This window comes from Bradyrhizobium guangdongense, assembly GCF_004114975.1.
Classification (GTDB): Bacteria; Pseudomonadota; Alphaproteobacteria; order Rhizobiales; family Xanthobacteraceae; genus Bradyrhizobium; species Bradyrhizobium guangdongense.
On the sequence record NZ_CP030051.1, the window covers coordinates 5514005 to 5531187 of the forward strand.

Below are 17183 nucleotides of genomic sequence, written 5' to 3' on the forward strand. Positions count from 1 at the left end.
GCGGGCCTTGTCGCCTCTGGGGCCGGTCGAGTCAATCCGTCAAGTCAGTCCTTGGGCCGCTTGTCGTAGAGGCGCTTGGCCTTGCCGAGCGAGCGCTCCAGCGTGGCGGGCGGAACTATCTGGACCTTCGAGCTGATCCCGATCGTGTTCTTGATGTGGGTCGCGATCCGGTCGGCGTGGTCGATCAGCCCCCTTCCGTCCCAGCTTTCGGTGCGCGCCTCGGCGATGATGGTCAGTTCGTCCATGCGGCCTTCGCGAGTGAGCTCCAGGATGAAGTGGCCGCCGCACCAGTCGGTCGCGAGCAGGATCTCCTCGATCTGGGTCGGGAACAGGTTGACGCCCCGCAGGATGATCATGTCGTCGGAGCGGCCCGTCACTTTCTCCATCCGCCGCATGCCCGGCCGCGCCGTTCCCGGCATCAGCCGCGTCAGGTCGCGGGTCCGATAGCGGATCACCGGGAAGGCTTCCTTGGTGAGGGAGGTGAACACCAGCTCGCCCTTCTCGCCATCGGGCAGCACCGCACCGGTCTCGGGGTCGATCACTTCAGGATAGAAATGGTCCTCCCAGATATGCAGGCCATCCTTGGTCTCGATGCATTCCTGCGCGACGCCGGGGCCGATCACCTCGGAGAGACCGTAGATGTCGGTCGCATCCATGTCGAAAGCGTCCTCGATCTCGGCGCGCATGGCGTTGGTCCAGGGCTCGGCGCCGAAGATGCCGATCTTGAGGGAGCATTGCCGCGGGTCGAGCTTCTGGCGCTTGAATTCGTCGAGGATCGCCAGCATGTAGCTCGGCGTGACCGTGATGATGTCAGGCCGGAAATCGTTGATCAGCTGCACCTGCCGCTCGGTCATGCCGCCCGAGATCGGTACCACGGTGCAGCCGAGCTTTTCGGCGCCGTAGTGCACGCCAAGCCCGCCGGTGAACAGGCCGTAACCATAGGCATTGTGGATGATCATGCCGCTGCGGCCGCCGGCGGCGCGGATCGAGCGCGCCATCACGTCCGACCAGGTGTCGATGTCGGCTTGCGTATAACCCACGACGATCGGCTTGCCCGTCGTGCCGGACGAGGCATGCACGCGCACCAGCTTTTCGCGCGGCACGGCGAACATGTTGAAGGGATAATTGTCGCGCAGGTCCGTTTTCACGGTGAACGGAAATTTGGCGAGATCGGCGAGCTCCCGAAAATCGGATGGATGCACGCCGGCCTGATCGAACGCCTTGCGATAATGCGCGACGTTGTCGTAGGCGTGCTTCAGCGACCAGCCCAGGCGTTGCTTCTGCAACGCCATGATCTCGTCACGCGAGGCGCGTTCATGCGCATCCATTTCGGCGCTGTAGGCGCCGGCATCATCCTTGAGCCTCGTCACGGCCATCCTCGTTTCCCCACATTGATTCGTTCTTTTCTTGGTTGATCGCTAGTTTTCTTGCGCCGGCAGCCACGTGCCGGGAATGACACGTGAATGCCCGCGGAATTCCGCGATGACGACATCGCCGGCGGTGACGCGCACGTCGTAGATGCCGGAGCGTCCGCCGCGGGTGACCTCGCGCGCATTCGCGACGAGGCGGTCGCTGAGCCTGCCCGGCTTGATGAAAGTGATCTGCCCCTGCGCCGCCACCACGCGCTCATTGTGCGAGTTGCAGGCGAATGCAAAGGCGGAATCGGCAAGCGTAAAGATGAAGCCGCCATGGGCGATGCGCTGGCCGTTGACCATGTCCGGCCGCACCACCATCGCCAGCGTCGCAAAGCCCGGGCCGATCTCGACGATCTCCATGCCGAGGCCTTTGGAGGCATCGTCCTCCGCCCACATCGCGTCGGCGCAGGCGCGGGCGATATCCTCGGGCGACAAGGCGGCTTTGACGTTCACGCGCTTCTCCGGGCCAGGTGTTTGCACATGATGTTCTGCTGGTCGCCCCAAACTGTCAAATAATGCGACGCATTTGCATCGTTGAGGCCCGATGCGGCCGATCAGACCGGGCTTCAAACATGATCGTAATCGACCACGACGCGCTCCGAGGATGGCTTGGCCTGGCAGGTGAGCACAAAGCCCGCCTTCAATTCCCAGGGCTCCAGCGAATAATTGATGTCCATCGGCGCCTCGCCCTCCAACAGCTTGGCGCGGCAGGTCGAACACATGCCGCCTTTGCAGGCAAAAGGCAGATCGAACCCGGCGCGCAGCGCAGCATCCAGGATCGCTTCGTCCTCGGCGACCGGCACATCACGGCGTTTGCCATCAATGATGAGGGACGCGATCGCCTTCGGCGGAGCGTCGGGCGCAACGACCTTCTTCGGCCTCGGCTTGCCGCCGAACTCGGAAACGAAGCGCTCGACGTGGATGCGCTCGTCCGCAATGCCGAGATCGCGGCAGGTCGCCTCGATCTCCTCGCTCATGCCAAGCGGACCGCAGATGAAGACGTGATCCACGCTTCCCGCCGGGACCAGCGAGCGCAACAGCACCCTCACCTTGTCGCCGTCGAGCCGGCCATGCAGGATCGGGATATCCTGTTCCTCGCCGGAGATGACGTGGAAGATCGAGAGACGATCGATGAAGCGATCCTTCAGTTCCTCGAGGGTCTCGCGGAACATGATATTGTCGGTGGTCCGGTTGCCGTAGAACAGGAAGAAGCGGCTGTCCGGCTCGCGCGCGAGCACCCCCTTCACGATCGACAAGATCGGCGTGATACCGGAGCCTGCGGCGAAACCGACGTGAATACGACCGGTATCGCCGGACGGGATCACGCCAAAACGCCCGGTCGGCGTCATCACGTCGAGCTCGTCGCCGCGCTTCAGCTCGTCCGCCGCCCAGCTCGAAAACGCGCCCCCATCGACCTTCTTCACAGCGATGCGGATTTCGCCGTCATCAGGCCCGGAGCAGATCGAATAGGAGCGGCGCACCTCTTCACCATCCAGCGTGGTCCGCAGAGTCAGGTATTGGCCGGGGCTGAAGGTGTAATCGCCGGCAAGTTCGCCGGGAATGTCGAACGTCATCGAAACGGCGTCCGACGCCTCGCGGCGAAGGTCGTTGACGGCCAGGCGATGGAAGCGCGGTGCGGCTGCTGACATTGGATCGACTCTACATCGCTGTCATTGCGAGGAGCGAAGCGACGAAGCAATCCAGATTGCCTCCGCGGAGACAGTCTGGATTGCTTCGCTTCGCTCGCAATGACGACAGGGTTGGCATCTGGTTCAACTCAATGACACTTGAAATAATCGAACGGTTCGCGGCAAGTCTTGCAGCGCCACAGTGCCTTGCAGGAGGTCGAGCCGAATTCGGACAGCAGCTCGGTGTTGTCGGAGCCGCATTGTGGGCACGCGACTGCCTGCTCGCCGAACAGCGCGCGGCGCGAGCCCGAGGCCTGCGGCGGCGCGATGCCGTAGGCGCACAGCTTGCGGCGGCCGTCCTCGCTCATCCAGTCGGTGGTCCAGGCCGGCGACAGCACGGTTCGCACCTTTGGATGACGGAAGCCGGCGCGCTCCAGCGCGAGCTCGATCTCGAGAGCGATCAAGTTCATGGCCGGGCAACCCGAATAGGTCGGCGTGATCGCGACTTCGACCTGGTCTCCGTCGAGAACGACATCGCGGAGCACGCCGAGATCGGCAATGGTGAGCACCGGAATCTCGGGATCAACCACGCTCGCGGCCGCATCCCAGGCGCGCTGGCGCAGCTCGGCCTTGGCATCGAGCACCGTTACCATGTCAGCCCCGGAAAACTCCGCTGCATCGATTGCAGTTCGGACAGGAGGTGGCCGAGATGCTCGCTGTGCCGGCCCGCGCGGCCGCCCTCTTGCATCCAGTCATTCTGCGGGATGCTGAGGGTTGCTTCATCGACGACATCGGAAAGCGTCGTCAGCCAGCGCCCCCGCAAAGCTCCTGGATCGATGGCGACACCGGCATGGATCAGGGCGCGCTCGCCGTCGTCGATGGCGAACATCTCGCCGGTGAAGGCCCAGAGGTGATCGATCGCAGCCTGTGCGCGTCGATGGCTTTCGTCCGTACCGTCGCCGAGCCGGATGATCCATTCCGAGGCGTGGCGCAGATGATAGGCGCTCTCCTTCTCCGACTTGGCGGCAATCGCCGCGAGCGTCGCATCGCGCGAAGCCGTCATCGCGCGCCAGTAGAGATCGGCGAAGGCGGAATAGAAGAACTGCCGCACCATGGTCTGGGCGAAATCGCCGTTCGGCTGCTCGACCAGCAACAGGTTGCGATACTGCCTGACGTCCCGCAGATATGCGAGCTTGTCCTCGTCGTTGTCCCTGCCTTCGATCTTGGCGGCATAGCTGTAGAGCTCGCGCGCCTGGCCGATCAGGTCGAGCGCGATATTGGACAGCGCCATGTCCTCTTCCAGAATCGGCGCATGCCCGCACCATTCCGACAGCCGGTGGCCGAGGATCAGCGCATCGTCAGCGCGTCGCAGCGCATAGAGCACAAGCGGCGTTTCGGAGACCTGGATGTTGGCGCAAGACATCACACCACCCCCATCACATGTGCCCCACTTCCTCGGGGACCTCATAAAACGTCGGATGGCGGTAGATCTTCGATTCCGCCGGCTCGAACATCATGCCCTTCTCGGCCGGATCGCTGGCAGTGATCGCGGCCGACGGCACGACCCAGATGGAGAGACCCTCGCCGCGACGGGTGTAGATGTCACGAGCGGCCTGCAGCGCCATGGTGGCATCGCTCGCGTGCAACGATCCCACATGCTTGTGCGCGAGCCCGTTGCGGCTGCGAATGAAGACTTCCCACAGCGGCGTGTTCGGCGTGGTCATAACGATCTCTCCTATTCGGCGGCTTGCGCGGTCTGGCGCCGTGCGCGCTTGGCCGCATAAGCGGCGGCTGCCTCGCGCACCCAGGCGCCCTCATCATGTGCCTTGCGGCGCGCAGCCATGCGGTCGCGGTTGCACGGGCCGTTGCCGGCGAGCACCTGCTTGAATTCGGTCCAGTCGATCTCGCTGTAGCGCCAGTGCCCTTCCGCATCCTTGATCATGCCGGGATCGGGAATGGTGAGACCGAGATATTGCGCCTGCGGCACGGTGGCATCGACGAACTTCTGGCGCAGCTCGTCGTTGGAGAAACGCTTGATCTTCCATCGCGTCGAGGCGTCGCTGTGCTGGCTCGCCGCATCCGGCGGCCCGAACATCATCAGCACCGGCCACCACCAGCGGTTCAGCGCATCCTGCGCCATCGCCTTCTGCTCATCGGAGCCGCGGCACAGCGTCACCATGATCTCATAGCCCTGACGCTGGTGGAACGACTCCTCCTTGCAGACGCGGATCATCGCGCGCGCATAGGGACCGTACGAGCAGCGGCACAGCGGGATCTGGTTCATGATCGCGGCGCCGTCGACCAGCCAGCCGATCGTGCCGATATCCGCCCAGGTCAGCGTCGGATAGTTGAAGATCGACGAATACTTCGCCTTCCCCGCCAGCATGGCGTCGACCAGTTCCTCGCGCGAGGCGCCGAGTGTCTCGGCGGCGGCATAGAGATAGAGCCCGTGGCCGCACTCGTCCTGCACTTTCGCCAGCAGCGCAGCCTTGCGGCGCAGCGTCGGCGCACGCGTGATCCAGTTGCCTTCGGGCAGCATGCCGACGATTTCGGAATGAGCGTGCTGGGAAATCTGGCGGGTGAGCGTCTTGCGGTAGGCCGCCGGCATCCAGTCGTTCGGCTCGATGCGTTCCTCGGCATCGATGCGCGCCTGGAACTGTGCAGCCTTGGCGGCGTCCTCGAGACCGCGATCGTCGGTCTCGGCCGTGTTCAGCGCCTGGGTGTACATGCGCATTCCTCCCGATGTATTGGGAGCCAATATATAACAATAATTATCTCATGCAAGATATTTCTGTAACATAAATCAGGTACCGAACCTCCGCTCCAACAGCTTTCGCGCCGGCGGCAGCGGCCCTTTCTCATTGGTCGCATGATCGTCGAGCCATTGTTCTGAGGGAGCCAGCAGGGCGCGATAGATCTCGCCGCAGAGCTCGCGAGCGGCCCTGCCCGGCCACTCCGCCGGCAACAGGCTCTCGGGCAGCAGCGGATCGCGCAGCACGACGCGGCGGTAATAGTGGATCAGCAGGATACGCGCGGTGAAGGCGTCGGCCTCGGACAGGTCCGTGCCGCGCGCGAGCGCTGCACGCAGCGGCTCGAACGTCTTCATGAATTTCAGATAGGCGTCCGCGGTGCGCTCCAGCGGCCAGCTGGCGCTGAGCAGACGACGGCCGTTGTCATCCTCGGCCGAGACTTCGAGGCGGATGGCACCTGCCGCCTCGTCCGGCACCGGCACGCCTGACGGGGCAACCCACACGCCCGGCAGCGGACTGCCGAAGCCGGCATTGCGCAACGCTTCGCGCGAGGCGTCGCGGTCTTCACCATTGCCGATCAGCAGCAGCTCGAAACGACCCGTCCAATCGGACGGCGGGGGACCGTAGATATGGCGCGTCGCCGCTTCGAAAGTCTCCCGGCCTTTCTCGGCCAGACGATAGAAGCTGTTGCGGCCGACCTTTTCGCGCGTCAGCCAGCCGTCGGCAGCAAGCCGCGACATCGCCGTGCGCACCACGCTGCCGTCGATGTCGAGACCCTCGAAGAATTCCAGCAGCGTGCCGAGCCACACCACGCCGCCACGCGGCACGATGGCATCGCCAAACATGGTGATGACGATGGAGCCGGTGCGTGACGGCTCACGCTTGAGCTGATCGATGATGCGAGAGAGCGGATGCGCCATGCGGCAGGCTTAGCGCGTTTGGTGCGGCCGCGACAATGGAGGGAAGCGACGGCGGCTGCTTCCTCCCTCTCCCCGTTCTTACGGGGAGAGGGTTGGGGTGAGAGGCTCTCTCCGCCAACGAGATAGCCGTAAGACCTGTACCCCCTCACCCGGATCGCATCTCCGATGCGATCCGACCTCTCCCCGCAGGCGGGGCGAGGTGAAGAAGCGCACTACCTGTGCGGATCGGGATACGCCAGGCTGCGCCAGCCGCTGCGATCGAACGGCCGCCACTGACCTTCCTTCTGGGCGAGGCGATCGGCGACCGCATAGACCACGGCGGGATGGTGGCCCATGCCGCAATGGCTGCTCTCGACCTCGATGCTCTCGGTCTGCGCGCCCGATTTCTCCATGCAGCCCTGCCAGGCGCAGACGCCGTCGGTGCGACTGAAGATCGCGGTGGTCGGCACCGGCGGCGGGACGGCGAGCTCGCCGCCGAACTGCGGATCAACCTCGTCGGACTTCCGCCCGCTCGCCCACTCGTAGACACGCCAGGCATTGGTCGAACGCGGATTACCCGCGAACGGGCTACCGAGCGTGATCACCTGGCGCACGCGGTCGGGCATCATCTTGGCGAGCTGACGCGCATAGAGGCCACCGAGGCTCCAGCCGACCAGGCTGATCTTGCGACCGTGAGTGTCATTGAGCTCCTCGACCAGATCGACCATGGCGCGCTGTACGCCGTCGCGCAGGCCATAGTTGCGGCCCTGGCGCCAGCCGCTCACGGCGTAGCCTTTGCTGATCAGAAATGTGCGCAGTGCGCGCGTCGAGGCATCGGAGGCCACCAGGCCCGGCAACACCAGCACCGGATGCCCGTCGCCACGGGGCGCGAGGCTCAGCAGCGGCAATGCGCCGAGGAATGCACCGAACTCGTGGATCGCGCGCCCTTCCAAGAACATCAGGGTACGGGACGGCGGACGCAGCGTCTGGGCAGTAGCGGTCATCAATGGATCCCCTTGGGAAGAATTCGGGAAGAGCCCGCCGGCTGCGATGCCGGCAAACGGGCATGAATTCCAATACGCCGGCTTCTTGATCGTTCCGCAGCGCAACATGAATCAGCCAGGCGGCCGGTTCCATCCATTCAAGCGGGAGAGACGCAAGGCCACAATAGGTCCCGGCGTTAATGCTGTCGGTCGTGACGCAAAAGTCACAACAATCGGAGCAGGAATTCTACGGAGTAGAGCGCCAATCCCGCGAGGCCGCCGATCAGCGATCCGTTGAAACGGATGTATTGCAGGTCGCGGCCGATGTTGATTTCGATCAGCGAAATCAGCTGCGCCATGTTCCAGGCCTTGACCTGGTCGGAGATGAAGGTCGAGACGCCGCTCTTCTGGTCGGCGACGAAGCTGCGCAGCACCGTCACCAGGCCCTTGTTGATCTCGCCGCGCAGCTCGGCATCGCCGGCGAGCGCATCGCCCGCCGAGACGAACATGCCGGCGAGATGATGCTGCAGCACCTGCGTCTCGCCGCTCGCGCTGCGCTCGATGAAGGATCGCGTGTTGGCCCAGACGGTGCGGGCGAGTTCGGCAAGCTCGGGCCGCGCGAGCAGATCGCGCTTCAAGCTATCGATGCGATCGATATAGGCTTGATCGGTGCCGAGCCGATCGACGAAGCTCAGCACCATGCGGTCGAACTCGCCGCGGAACGGATGCTTGGGATCGCTGCGCACCTCGTTGAAGAACGCGGTGGCGGACGCCACGATCTTGTTCACCAGGAACTTGTCGGCGCGATAGAGCTTGAGCAGGGTCGGCAATTCCGCGCGCACCTTCTCGCGGATCATCGCCATGGTCTCTTTCTGGTTCAGCGTCTCGTGCATCACGCGCAGCAGATCGTCGAAAAGGATCTGATGCCGTCCCTCCGCCACGAAGCCGCGCAGCGTGCCGGCCGCGAGCGGAGCGAGGTCGATCGCCTGGATCTGCGAGGACATGCGGCGGATGATGAAATTCATCAGGCCCGAGCTTTCGGTCGCGGAGACGGCCTCCGGCAAGAGACGGAGCGCAAAGCGCGCAAGGTCATCGCTGCGCTTGCGGTCGCGCAGCCAGTCGGCGACGAAGGAGCCGAAATCGATCTCCATCAGCTTGGCTTCGACCGGGCCGGCCTCGAGGAAATGCACCTGAATGAACTCGCCGAGCTTGTCGGCAATGCGGGCCTGGTTGCTCTGGATGATAGCGGTGTGCGGGATCGGCAGGCCGAGCGGCCGCTTGAACAGCGCAACGACGGCATACCAGTCGGCGAGCCCGCCGATGGTCGCGGCCTCCGCGAAGGCGGCGATGAACCCGAACACGGGATGCACGGGCAGCAGCCATTTGGCCAGGACGAACAGGCCGAGCGTCGAAGCCAGCACCAGCGTCGCCAACGCCTTCACGCGGCGCAGCTCCGCCGCGCGTTCGGCATCGGCAGGAGTGTCAAATGAGAAGGTGGATGAGTCCATAACTGCATCACCCTACTCGTCATTGCGAGCGAAGCGAAGCAATCCAGAATCCCTCACGCGGTGACATTCTGGATCGCTTCGTCGCAAGGGCTCCTCGCAATGACGGCTGTGGCCCAAAACAAAAGGCCCGCCGAAGCGGGCCTCAAATTCAGTTTGGTCTCAAGCCGCGCCGGATCAGGCGGTCTTGTTGTAGACCTTGGCGAAGTTGTCCTGAGCGGACTTGGCACCGTTGGCGGCGAGCTTGCCGAGATAATCGGCGGTCGCCTTGGCGCGCGAGACGAACACTTCGCCGCGGGCGCGGAGCAGGCTCGACTGGATCTCGACGGCTTCGCTGACCGACTTGGCGGACGCGAGCTTGTCGATACCCGAGAAGAACGCCTCGGCGTCCTCGTAGATCGCCTGCTGGATGTTGCGGCTGATCTTGCCGGCTTCAGTGACGGACTCGGTCACCGCGTTCTCGACGGCGGCGGTCACGCGCTCGGAGCCAGCGAACACCTCGGCGGCACGGTCCTTGGCAGTGTTGGCGGTCTTCTTGACGAATTCGCGGGCAGCCTCGGGAACTTCCAGGTTCTGGATGTTCTTGAAAGCGTCTTTGAAGCCCTCGAAAGCGGTATTGGTTTCGGCGGTCATGGGGTTCTCTCCATCCTCATTGGTCTGAGCTATGGGCTCACCCCGTCCTCGATGGCCCGGGGCACGGCCTATATGGCATAGTTAATTGTGCGATGCAATATTCATGTTGCATCGCGATATCACGAAATCGTGAACAGCCTTGATAGGAGGCATCCTGATGCCTCCCCTCCCCGCCCTCTACTGTGCATGGGGTTGTTTTGCAGTTTTTGGGCGCATGGTGGTGCGTCAGTGCCGGACGGCGTCCGGCAGACCATAGGCCTCCATCTGGGCCCGGACCTGCGCGACATTGTGCCCAAGGACGACAATGTCGTGGGTGTTGCCCTCGACGTCCCGGACATGATCCCGCAGCAACGCCTCGGCCTTGAAACCGAGGCTCTCGAACAGCGCGATCGCCGCCTGCTGGTCGACCGTCATCTGCACCGAGAGCTTCTCCAGCCCCGCCCCCAGCGCGAGCGCAAAGGTCTCCTGCGACAGCGCCTTCCCCACTCCCTTCCCGCGCACCTCGGACGAGACCACCATCCGGATCTCCCCGACATGGGGCGACCAGGAATGCGGGTCGCGCACCAGGGTCCCGCAGCCGACGACCTTGCCGTCCTTGACCGCGAGCAGGCTCCGAATGGCGCCGCGCTCGATCTCCTTGATCCAGGCGGACAGCACCTTCGGCTCGCTGATGTTACGCGGCAGGAACAACAGGTCGTGGGTCGGCAGCGCCTTGCCGAAGGCCAAGACGGCGGCCTCATCGGACGGCGACATCAGGCGGATCTCGATATCGCCCGCATCCGTCTTGACGTGACGCGGGTAGGAACGTGGCTCGCTCATGTCGATCTTGTCCCCAGCCAGGAATCCAGTTTCGGCCATAGCCGCTTGATCGCGTTGGCGCCGGCGACGAGCGAGACGTGCCCGCCTTTCAGCACCACCTCTTCCTTGTCCGCCGACCCGATCTTCGCAATCAGGTGTTTTGCCGCCTCATAAGGCACGATGTGATCGTGCTCGGCGACCGCATGCAGGATCGGCACCTTGATGTTCTCGAGTTTCGCGGGACGACCGCCAACCGACATGGTGTCGTTGTACAGCTTGTTGTCCCACATCAGATCCTTGGTGATGGTGCGGAAATATTCACCCGCCAGCGGCAGCGTGTCGGTCGCCCAGCGATCGAACATCCGATACGATTTCACGAACTCGTCGTTCCAGATGTTTTCCCAGAGCTGGATCTGACTCACCGTGCGCGAAGCCGGGCGCAGCATCTCGAACGAGGACAGGATCATCTCCGGCGGCACGTTGCCGACGCTGTCGACGAGGCGGTCGACGTCGAAATAGCGACGGTCGGAGAAATTCGAGAACAGCTTCATCTCGCGAAAGTCGATCGGCGTGGTGAAGCAGATCAAATTCTTCATCGGCCCGTCCGGAAAGATCGAACCATAAAGCAGCGACAGCACGCCCCCGAAGCAATAGCCGATCACGGAGACATCCTGTTCGCCGGAATCGGCCTGTACGCGGCGGACGCAGTCCGGGATGAAGTCGAGGACATAGTCCTCCATCCGCAGGCTCTTCTCCTCGGGCCGCGGCGCGCTCCAGTCGAGCATGTAGACGTCGTAGCCGTGCTTGAGCAGGAACTCGATGAAGCTCTGGCCCGGCACGAGGTCGAGGATGTAGCCGCGATTTGTGGTCGCCATCACGATCAGCACCGGCACCCGATAGATCTCGTCCGACATCGGCCGATAGTGATAGAGGCTCATCGTTCCCCGCGAATGCAACACGTCCTTCGGGGTCGATCCGAGTGTCGGACCGGAGGTCGAGAAATATTCGACGCCCTTGATGCTGCGCTGGATCGCGCGCTGCACCTCGGCCTGGATGCGCTCCGGGATTGCCGCCAAATCAAGCCCCGTCGGCGCGTTCATTTTGGCCCTCCGCCTTCGGACGGCGGACGCTTTGTGCGCGGTGGCCGGAGCGCGCTGCCGATCGGCGATCCCGCAGGATTGGCCGACATCTGATTCAGCATCGCCCTGATTTCGCCGAGCTGCCCTTCGATCGACTGCAGCCGCTCGGCAATGCCGGTCATCTGCTCGCGGCTCGGCAGGTTCATCGAGAGCAGATACTTCTCCATGAGATCGCCGAACTGCTTCTGAGCACCCGCCGCAGCGCCGCCGGCGCGGTTCATGGCCTGCGAGAACTCGGGGGTCTCCATCGCCTTGGTGGCGAACGAGTTGAAGCCCTTCTCCATCTCGCCGACCATCTTCTGCCACAGGGCGACGGGGTCGGTGATCTTGTCGGTCATCGGCGTCCTCCAGGTCACGGGGGCTTCTTGCCCCTCTTTTGTCGCCATACCACACCGTTGCGACGGGCCGGTCAACGGCTAAGCGACAGCGCGATGTCGCCCGCACGGCTTCTTTGCGCCAGCAAACCATGCGATACAATTCCGACCTGCAAGCCAAGGGAACACACCGGTGAACGCCTCCGCCCATCAGCCGCCCCGGACCGTCCGCGCCAACGGCATCGACATCTGCTACGAGATCTTCGGCAATGACGACGCTGAGCCGCTGCTGCTGATCATGGGCCTCGGGGCGCAGATGATCCATTGGGACGATGCATTCTGCGAGCAGCTCGCCGCACGGGGCTTTCGCGTGATCCGTTTCGACAATCGCGATATCGGCAAGTCTAGCCATCTCACCGGCGGCAAACGCCTGACCCCGCTCGAGCTGCTGAAACTGCGCTTCCTCAAAATTCCCGTGGCCGCAACCTATAAGCTGATCGACATGGCCAAGGACACGGTGGGCCTGATGGATGCGCTCGGCATCAAGTCGGCGCATCTGGTCGGCGCCTCCATGGGCGGCATGATCGCGCAGGAGGTGACACTGTCGTTTCCGCAGCGCGTGCGCTCGCTGACCTCGATCATGTCGACAACGGGCAATCCGCGCGTGCCGCCGCCCACGCGTGAGGCCGCCGCCATGCTGATGGCGCCACCGCCACGCAGCAAGGAAGAGTTCATCGCCCGCTTCGGCGAGACCTGGAAGATCTTGCGCGGCGGCTCCTTCCCGGAGGAAGAAGCGCTCGATCTGGGCCGAGCCGAACGCGTCTTCGCCCGCGGGCTCAACCCGGCCGGGGTTGGCCGGCAGCTCCGCGCCGTGCTCGCCTCCGGTAGCCGGAAGGAGCGGCTGCATGGGGTCAAGATGCCGACGCTGGTGATCCACGGCACGGTCGATCCGCTGGTCCATCCGGAGGGCGGCAAGGATACGGCAGCGTCCATTCCGGGCGCGAAGCTGCTGATGATCGAAGGCATGGGCCATGCGCTGCCGATGCGGTTCTGGCCGGAGATCATCGGCGCCATCGACAAGCATGCGCATGGCGCTGCGGCGCAGGCCGCTTAGGCTTTCTTCGCGATCCAGATCACGTGACGTGCGCCGCCGCCTCTGCCGGTGGCGCGGACATTGACCTCGTTGACATCGAAGCCGGCGCGGCCGAGACGCTTGGTGAAAGCGGGGTTCGGTCCCGACGACCAGACGGCCAGCACGCCGCCCGGGCGCAACGCCACCTTGGCCGCTGTCAATCCGCCCGCACTGTAGAGCGCGTCATTGCCCTTCCGGGTCAGTCCTTCCGGCCCGTTGTCAACGTCGAGCAGAATGGCGTCGAACGCCGAGTTCTTCGTGCGGATGATTTCGCCGACATCGATTTCGCGGATGCTCACCCTGGCATCGTCCAGGCTGTCGCCGAACACCTCCGCCATCGGGCCGCGCGCCCAGGCGACTACCGCCGGCACCAGCTCGGAGACCACGATCTTCGCCTTGCTTCCCAGCACGGCCAGCGCCGCACGCAGCGTAAAGCCCATCCCGAGGCCACCGATCAGGACGACGGGCTTTGCGACCTTCTCGATCTGCTTCGCCGCAAGGGTTGCCAGCGCGGCTTCCGAGCCCGACAGGCGGTTGTTCATCAGCTCGTTGGTGCCGAGCTTGATGGAAAACTCCTTGCCGCGCCGCATCAGGCGGAGCTCTTCGTCGGAGCCGGGGATTTTTGCGGTGTCAAGCTTTTCCCAGGGAATCATGGGAGTGCTTTAGCACGATCCGACGAACAATCACCCTCCCGCCCAGACATCCAGCACATAGCGGTTCTTCGTACCCATATCTTCGATCCAGCGCGCGCCCGCGGCCGCATCGCTGCCGCTCTTTTCGCGATAGATCGCGACGAGCGCGGCCTTCACATCGGGCTCCATCCTGCTGCCGTCGCCGCAGACATAAATGATCGCGCCCCGTTCGATCAGCGGCCAGACCTTGTTCTTTTGCGCAGCGAGGACGTGCTGAACATAGGTCTTAGGGCCGTCCGCGCGCGAGAACGCGGTGAAGAGCTCGGTGATGCCGCTTTCGGCGAGTGCCTTCAGCTCATCCGCATAAAGAAAATCCTGGTCGGGATGGCGACAGCCGAAAAACAGCATGGACGGTCCGAGGCTGGCGCCCTTCGCCTTGCGCGCGGCACGCTCCTGGAGGAAGCCGCGAAACGGCGCGAGACCGGTGCCCGGACCGATCATGATAACAGGTACGGAGGGATCGTCCGGCAGCCGGAAGCCAGCCTTGGTTTCGCGCACGGTGGCGTAGATCGTATCCCCGGCCCGCCGGTTGGCCAGATAGTTCGAACAGATGCCTTTGTAGATGCCGCGTCCAGAAGCGGCCGGCCCTTCGACCACGCCGACCGTGACGCTGCAGCGCGCTGGATCCACCGACGGCGAGGACGAGATCGAGTAATAGCGCGGCGCCAGTAGCGAGAGCATTTCCAGATAGGCATGGAACGGCAATTCGCAGGCCGGGTATTCGAGCAGAAGATCGAACACCGATTTGCGCCTCGCCAGAATCTCGCTGCGATAGCGCTCCAGCGGCTCGGCTTCTTCGCCGACAAAGGCCAAAAGCTTCGGCTTGGTAACCGGGCAGCGGGTGTGCTCGGCCATGATCTGGATCTGCTTGCGCGTCGCCACCTGCTGCAGCTCAACAAACTCGCTGAGCAGGCGTCCGACCGAGACGGCCTCGCCGACCGGCAATTGCGCGCGACGGCCCTCGGCAACTTGCAGCCGGATCTGATCAGCCGGCAGGAAGCCGAAGCGGCGGGCGACGGAATCCACCAGCCTCGGATCGTTGCGCGGAACGACGCTGAGGTGATCGCCGACGCGATAGCTGACGCTCGTCGGCAGCTGCACCTCGATGTGGCGCGTCGAGCGCTCCGACGGATTGGTCCCGCTCTTGTTCTGAAGCTCGTCATTGGCCAGCACCTTCATCGCCACAGCACCGCCCTGAGCGACGATGGTATTGACGGCAGTCACCGCGACCGGCTCGATTGCGTAGAGCGGATCGTCCTCGGCGGTGCGGGTGAAATTCCAGTCGATGCCGAACTCCTTGGTGGCGACCTGCGCGGCCGCCGGGAACCACTTCTGGAACTGGCCGTCGAGATCGCTGCGCGCATCGCCCTCGCCGCGCGGATAGACTGCGCGCGCGCCGTGCTTCGACAGCTGCTCATCGATGAAGCGCGGCACCGATTGATAGGTCGCAGCCCAATCGCTGTTGCCGCAGCCGAATACGGCGTAGCGCACGTTGGCGAAGGCGTCCCCAGGCAAATCACCGCCGAGCCATTTCACGAACTGCGTCGCGTTGTCAGGCGGCGCACCGTTGTAGGAGGCGCAGATGATGAGGACGCCCCCCTGTTGCGGTAGCTTGCCGACGTACTCGTCGAGCGACCCGAGATGCACGGCAAAGCCATTGATCTCGGCGAGGTCGGCCATACGCGTCGCGAGTTCCTCGGCCGTACCGAGGTTGGAGCCGTAAAGCACCAGCATCGGGGTGTTGTGGCCCGGCCGCGTGGCCGGCTGGCGCGGCGCCGTCGGCGTCGAAGCTGCAGCCGCGACAGGCCCGCCATAAGCACCGCGCTCGCGGTCGGCGCGCGGACGCACCTTGATCTTGAAGCCTTCCGGCTTCATCGTCAGCGTTTCCTTCAGGTGCAACTGGTAGCGCTGGTGGTCGATCAGCTTGAAGCGCTGAAGGATCATGCCGAGCGCGAGCGCCGCCTCGTGCATGGCAAAGCCGCGGCCGATGCAGGCGCGCTGGCCATTCCCGAACGGCTTCCAGGCATTGATCGGCCGCTTGGCCTCGGCTTCCTTGCTGAAGTTCTCGGGATCGAACGCATCGGGATTGGGCCCCCAGACACTGGGATCGCGATGCAGCGCGGTCACCAGGATCGTGGTGAAGGTGCCCTTCCGGAGCTTGTACTTGCCGCCCCCGATGGTCTCGTCGTTCAGCGGCGAGATGCCATAGGCCGGCGCCGGCGGCCACAGCCGCAGCGCCTCCTTCAGGATCTGTGTGATGTAGGTGAGCTGTGTCACCTGCTGATAGGTCGGCTTGGCATTGACGTCGGGGCCGAAGACGCGGTCGACCTCGTCATACGCCTTCTTGAGAATGTCGGGATGCTTCAGCAGTGCATAGAGCGTGTACGACAAAAGGCCGCTGGTGGTCTCGTGCCCCGCGATCAGGAAGGTATTGATCTGGTAGCGAATGTTGACGTCGTCGAGCTGCTCGCCCGTGGAGCGGTCGACGCCGGTCATCATCGCCGCGAGCATGTCCTTCTTGTCGTCGATGCCTTCGGCGCTCTTCCGGCGCTCGGCGATGATCTCGTCGACCATCTTGTTCATGAAGGCGACGTCCTCGCCCAGCGTCTTGCGCCGCTTCTGCATCCAGAGCTGCTCGAACGGCAGGCCGCGCGTCATCATGATGGTTTCGAGCGAGCGCACCAGCGACTCGACGAAGGGATGATAGTCGCGCCGGTAGAACGAATTGAAGCGGTAGTCGAAGCCGCACAGGCCGATCGTATCCAGCGTCAGCGCGGTCATATCGTGGACGACGTCGATCTCGTCATCGGCGTTCAGGCGCTCCCATTTCTGGACGAGCTGCTCGGCGACATCGACCATGCTCGGATGATAGGATTGCATGGCGCGGTTGCCGAAGGGCTGCAGCAGGATGTTGTGCGCCTTGCTCCAGTTCGGCTCGTTGGTATCAGCAGTGAACAGCCCGTCACCACCGACCGCGCGCACCCGCCGCAGCGCGCCGCGCACCGTCTTGTCGAAACGCTTCTCGTCGGAGAGCTCGTCGACCAGATCATGGCCGGAGACGACAACAATCGGCGAGCCCATCATATCGAGCCAGAAGATCGGACCTAGCTCCTTCGCAAGCCGCGTTAGATGCTGCACCGGCGCGGCCGAGTCCAGCGACAGCATGTTGCCGACCACTGGCTTGGTCGGCGGATGCGGAATCGGATCCAGACGGTTCTTCGATGACATTAAAAGTGCTTCCCCCTCATATCCCCGTCATTGCGAGGAGCCCTTGCGACGAAGCAATCCAGACGAC

17 protein-coding genes are annotated in these 17183 nt (G+C 63.9%); 1 reads left to right on the forward strand and 16 read right to left on the reverse strand.

Translation table 11 applies throughout. The features are described from left to right. Nucleotides 1-44 precede the first annotated feature (44 nt). The 14 genes from paaK to X265_RS26435 form a co-directional block, all read right to left on the reverse strand. Entirely contained in the window at nt 45-1376 is a 1332-nt protein-coding gene (paaK, locus tag X265_RS26365; RefSeq protein ID WP_128967475.1) for a phenylacetate--CoA ligase PaaK, read from the reverse strand. A 42-nt stretch (nt 1377-1418) separates the two neighbouring features. Beyond that, a complete protein-coding gene (gene paaI, locus X265_RS26370; RefSeq protein ID WP_164938802.1) occupies nt 1419-1868 on the reverse strand; it encodes a hydroxyphenylacetyl-CoA thioesterase PaaI in 450 nt (149 codons plus the stop codon). A 113-nt stretch (nt 1869-1981) separates the two neighbouring features. After that, on the reverse strand, nt 1982-3064 hold the full coding sequence (gene paaE / locus X265_RS26375) for a 1,2-phenylacetyl-CoA epoxidase subunit PaaE (RefSeq protein ID WP_128967477.1): 1083 nt from the start codon (nt 3062-3064) through the stop codon (nt 1982-1984). 128 nt (nt 3065-3192) lie between these two features. Continuing rightward, nucleotides 3193-3696, reverse strand: a complete 504-nt coding sequence (paaD, locus tag X265_RS26385) for a 1,2-phenylacetyl-CoA epoxidase subunit PaaD (RefSeq protein WP_128967478.1) — start codon at nt 3694-3696, stop codon at nt 3193-3195. Then, nucleotides 3690-4466, reverse strand: coding sequence for a 1,2-phenylacetyl-CoA epoxidase subunit PaaC (gene paaC, locus X265_RS26390; RefSeq protein ID WP_164938803.1), 777 nt, complete (start codon nt 4464-4466; stop codon nt 3690-3692). Before paaC ends, paaD begins: the two co-directional genes overlap by 7 nt. A 13-nt stretch (nt 4467-4479) precedes the next feature. Continuing rightward, nucleotides 4480-4767 carry a 1,2-phenylacetyl-CoA epoxidase subunit PaaB gene (gene paaB / locus X265_RS26395; protein ID WP_128967480.1) on the reverse strand — a complete coding sequence of 96 codons (288 nt, stop codon included), beginning with the start codon at nt 4765-4767 and terminating at the stop codon, nt 4480-4482. Between the two features lie 11 nt (nt 4768-4778). Then, a complete protein-coding gene (gene paaA, locus X265_RS26400) occupies nt 4779-5771 on the reverse strand; it encodes a 1,2-phenylacetyl-CoA epoxidase subunit PaaA (protein ID WP_164938804.1) in 993 nt (330 codons plus the stop codon). Nucleotides 5772-5846: 75 nt separating this feature from the next. Continuing rightward, complete coding sequence (gene paaX / locus X265_RS26405; protein ID WP_128967482.1) at nt 5847-6713, reverse strand: phenylacetic acid degradation operon negative regulatory protein PaaX; 867 nt, start codon at nt 6711-6713, stop codon at nt 5847-5849. 212 nt (nt 6714-6925) lie between these two features. Further along, a complete protein-coding gene (locus X265_RS26410) occupies nt 6926-7696 on the reverse strand; it encodes an esterase/lipase family protein (protein WP_164938805.1) in 771 nt (256 codons plus the stop codon). A gap of 203 nt (nt 7697-7899) precedes the next feature. Next, nucleotides 7900-9183: a DUF445 domain-containing protein gene (locus X265_RS26415; RefSeq protein WP_128967484.1), complete on the reverse strand. Its 1284-nt coding sequence runs from the start codon at nt 9181-9183 to the stop codon at nt 7900-7902. 174 nt (nt 9184-9357) lie between these two features. Beyond that, entirely contained in the window at nt 9358-9813 is a 456-nt protein-coding gene (locus X265_RS26420) for a phasin (RefSeq protein WP_128967485.1), read from the reverse strand. A 225-nt stretch (nt 9814-10038) separates the two neighbouring features. Continuing rightward, nucleotides 10039-10632 carry a GNAT family N-acetyltransferase gene (locus X265_RS26425; protein WP_164938806.1) on the reverse strand — a complete coding sequence of 198 codons (594 nt, stop codon included), beginning with the start codon at nt 10630-10632 and terminating at the stop codon, nt 10039-10041. Further along, complete coding sequence (locus X265_RS26430; RefSeq protein WP_128967487.1) at nt 10629-11711, reverse strand: PHA/PHB synthase family protein; 1083 nt, start codon at nt 11709-11711, stop codon at nt 10629-10631. The genes X265_RS26425 and X265_RS26430 overlap by 4 nt, the downstream gene beginning before the upstream one ends. After that, nucleotides 11708-12088, reverse strand: a complete 381-nt coding sequence (locus tag X265_RS26435) for a hypothetical protein (RefSeq protein ID WP_128967488.1) — start codon at nt 12086-12088, stop codon at nt 11708-11710. The genes X265_RS26430 and X265_RS26435 overlap by 4 nt, the downstream gene beginning before the upstream one ends. Nucleotides 12089-12257: 169 nt before the next feature. Here X265_RS26435 and X265_RS26440 point away from each other — a divergent pair, with 169 nt between their 5' ends. Continuing rightward, entirely contained in the window at nt 12258-13178 is a 921-nt protein-coding gene (locus X265_RS26440; protein WP_128967489.1) for an alpha/beta fold hydrolase, read from the forward strand. On the opposite strand, the gene X265_RS26445 is transcribed toward X265_RS26440, so the two are convergent. Together X265_RS26445 and X265_RS26450 are read right to left on the reverse strand one after the other, a co-directional pair. Then, nucleotides 13175-13849: a spermidine synthase family protein gene (locus tag X265_RS26445; protein ID WP_128967490.1), complete on the reverse strand. Its 675-nt coding sequence runs from the start codon at nt 13847-13849 to the stop codon at nt 13175-13177. The two genes, X265_RS26440 and X265_RS26445, sit on opposite strands and share 4 nt — an antisense overlap. Nucleotides 13850-13879: 30 nt before the next feature. Beyond that, on the reverse strand, nt 13880-17116 hold the full coding sequence (locus tag X265_RS26450) for a bifunctional cytochrome P450/NADPH--P450 reductase (RefSeq protein ID WP_128967491.1): 3237 nt from the start codon (nt 17114-17116) through the stop codon (nt 13880-13882). Between the last annotated feature and the right edge of the window lie 67 nt (nt 17117-17183).

What these genes read in the sequence shown, in the direction of transcription:
- paaE (WP_128967477.1), bottom strand. Translation starts at nt 3,064, where the DNA reads ATGTCAGCAGCCGCACCGCGCTTCCATCGCCTGGCCGTCAACGACCTT.
- paaC (WP_164938803.1), bottom strand. Translation starts at nt 4,466, where the DNA reads ATGTCTTGCGCCAACATCCAGGTCTCCGAAACGCCGCTTGTGCTCTAT.
- X265_RS26445 (WP_128967490.1), bottom strand. Translation starts at nt 13,849, where the DNA reads ATGATTCCCTGGGAAAAGCTTGACACCGCAAAAATCCCCGGCTCCGAC.
- paaX (WP_128967482.1), bottom strand. Translation starts at nt 6,713, where the DNA reads ATGGCGCATCCGCTCTCTCGCATCATCGATCAGCTCAAGCGTGAGCCG.
- X265_RS26410 (WP_164938805.1), bottom strand. Translation starts at nt 7,696, where the DNA reads ATGACCGCTACTGCCCAGACGCTGCGTCCGCCGTCCCGTACCCTGATG.
- X265_RS26430 (WP_128967487.1), bottom strand. Translation starts at nt 11,711, where the DNA reads ATGAACGCGCCGACGGGGCTTGATTTGGCGGCAATCCCGGAGCGCATC.
- paaB (WP_128967480.1), bottom strand. Translation starts at nt 4,767, where the DNA reads ATGACCACGCCGAACACGCCGCTGTGGGAAGTCTTCATTCGCAGCCGC.
- paaA (WP_164938804.1), bottom strand. Translation starts at nt 5,771, where the DNA reads ATGTACACCCAGGCGCTGAACACGGCCGAGACCGACGATCGCGGTCTC.
- paaK (WP_128967475.1), bottom strand. Translation starts at nt 1,376, where the DNA reads ATGGCCGTGACGAGGCTCAAGGATGATGCCGGCGCCTACAGCGCCGAA.
- paaD (WP_128967478.1), bottom strand. Translation starts at nt 3,696, where the DNA reads ATGGTAACGGTGCTCGATGCCAAGGCCGAGCTGCGCCAGCGCGCCTGG.
- X265_RS26420 (WP_128967485.1), bottom strand. Translation starts at nt 9,813, where the DNA reads ATGACCGCCGAAACCAATACCGCTTTCGAGGGCTTCAAAGACGCTTTC.
- X265_RS26450 (WP_128967491.1), bottom strand. Translation starts at nt 17,116, where the DNA reads ATGTCATCGAAGAACCGTCTGGATCCGATTCCGCATCCGCCGACCAAG.
- X265_RS26415 (WP_128967484.1), bottom strand. Translation starts at nt 9,183, where the DNA reads ATGGACTCATCCACCTTCTCATTTGACACTCCTGCCGATGCCGAACGC.
- X265_RS26425 (WP_164938806.1), bottom strand. Translation starts at nt 10,632, where the DNA reads ATGAGCGAGCCACGTTCCTACCCGCGTCACGTCAAGACGGATGCGGGC.
- X265_RS26435 (WP_128967488.1), bottom strand. Translation starts at nt 12,088, where the DNA reads ATGACCGACAAGATCACCGACCCCGTCGCCCTGTGGCAGAAGATGGTC.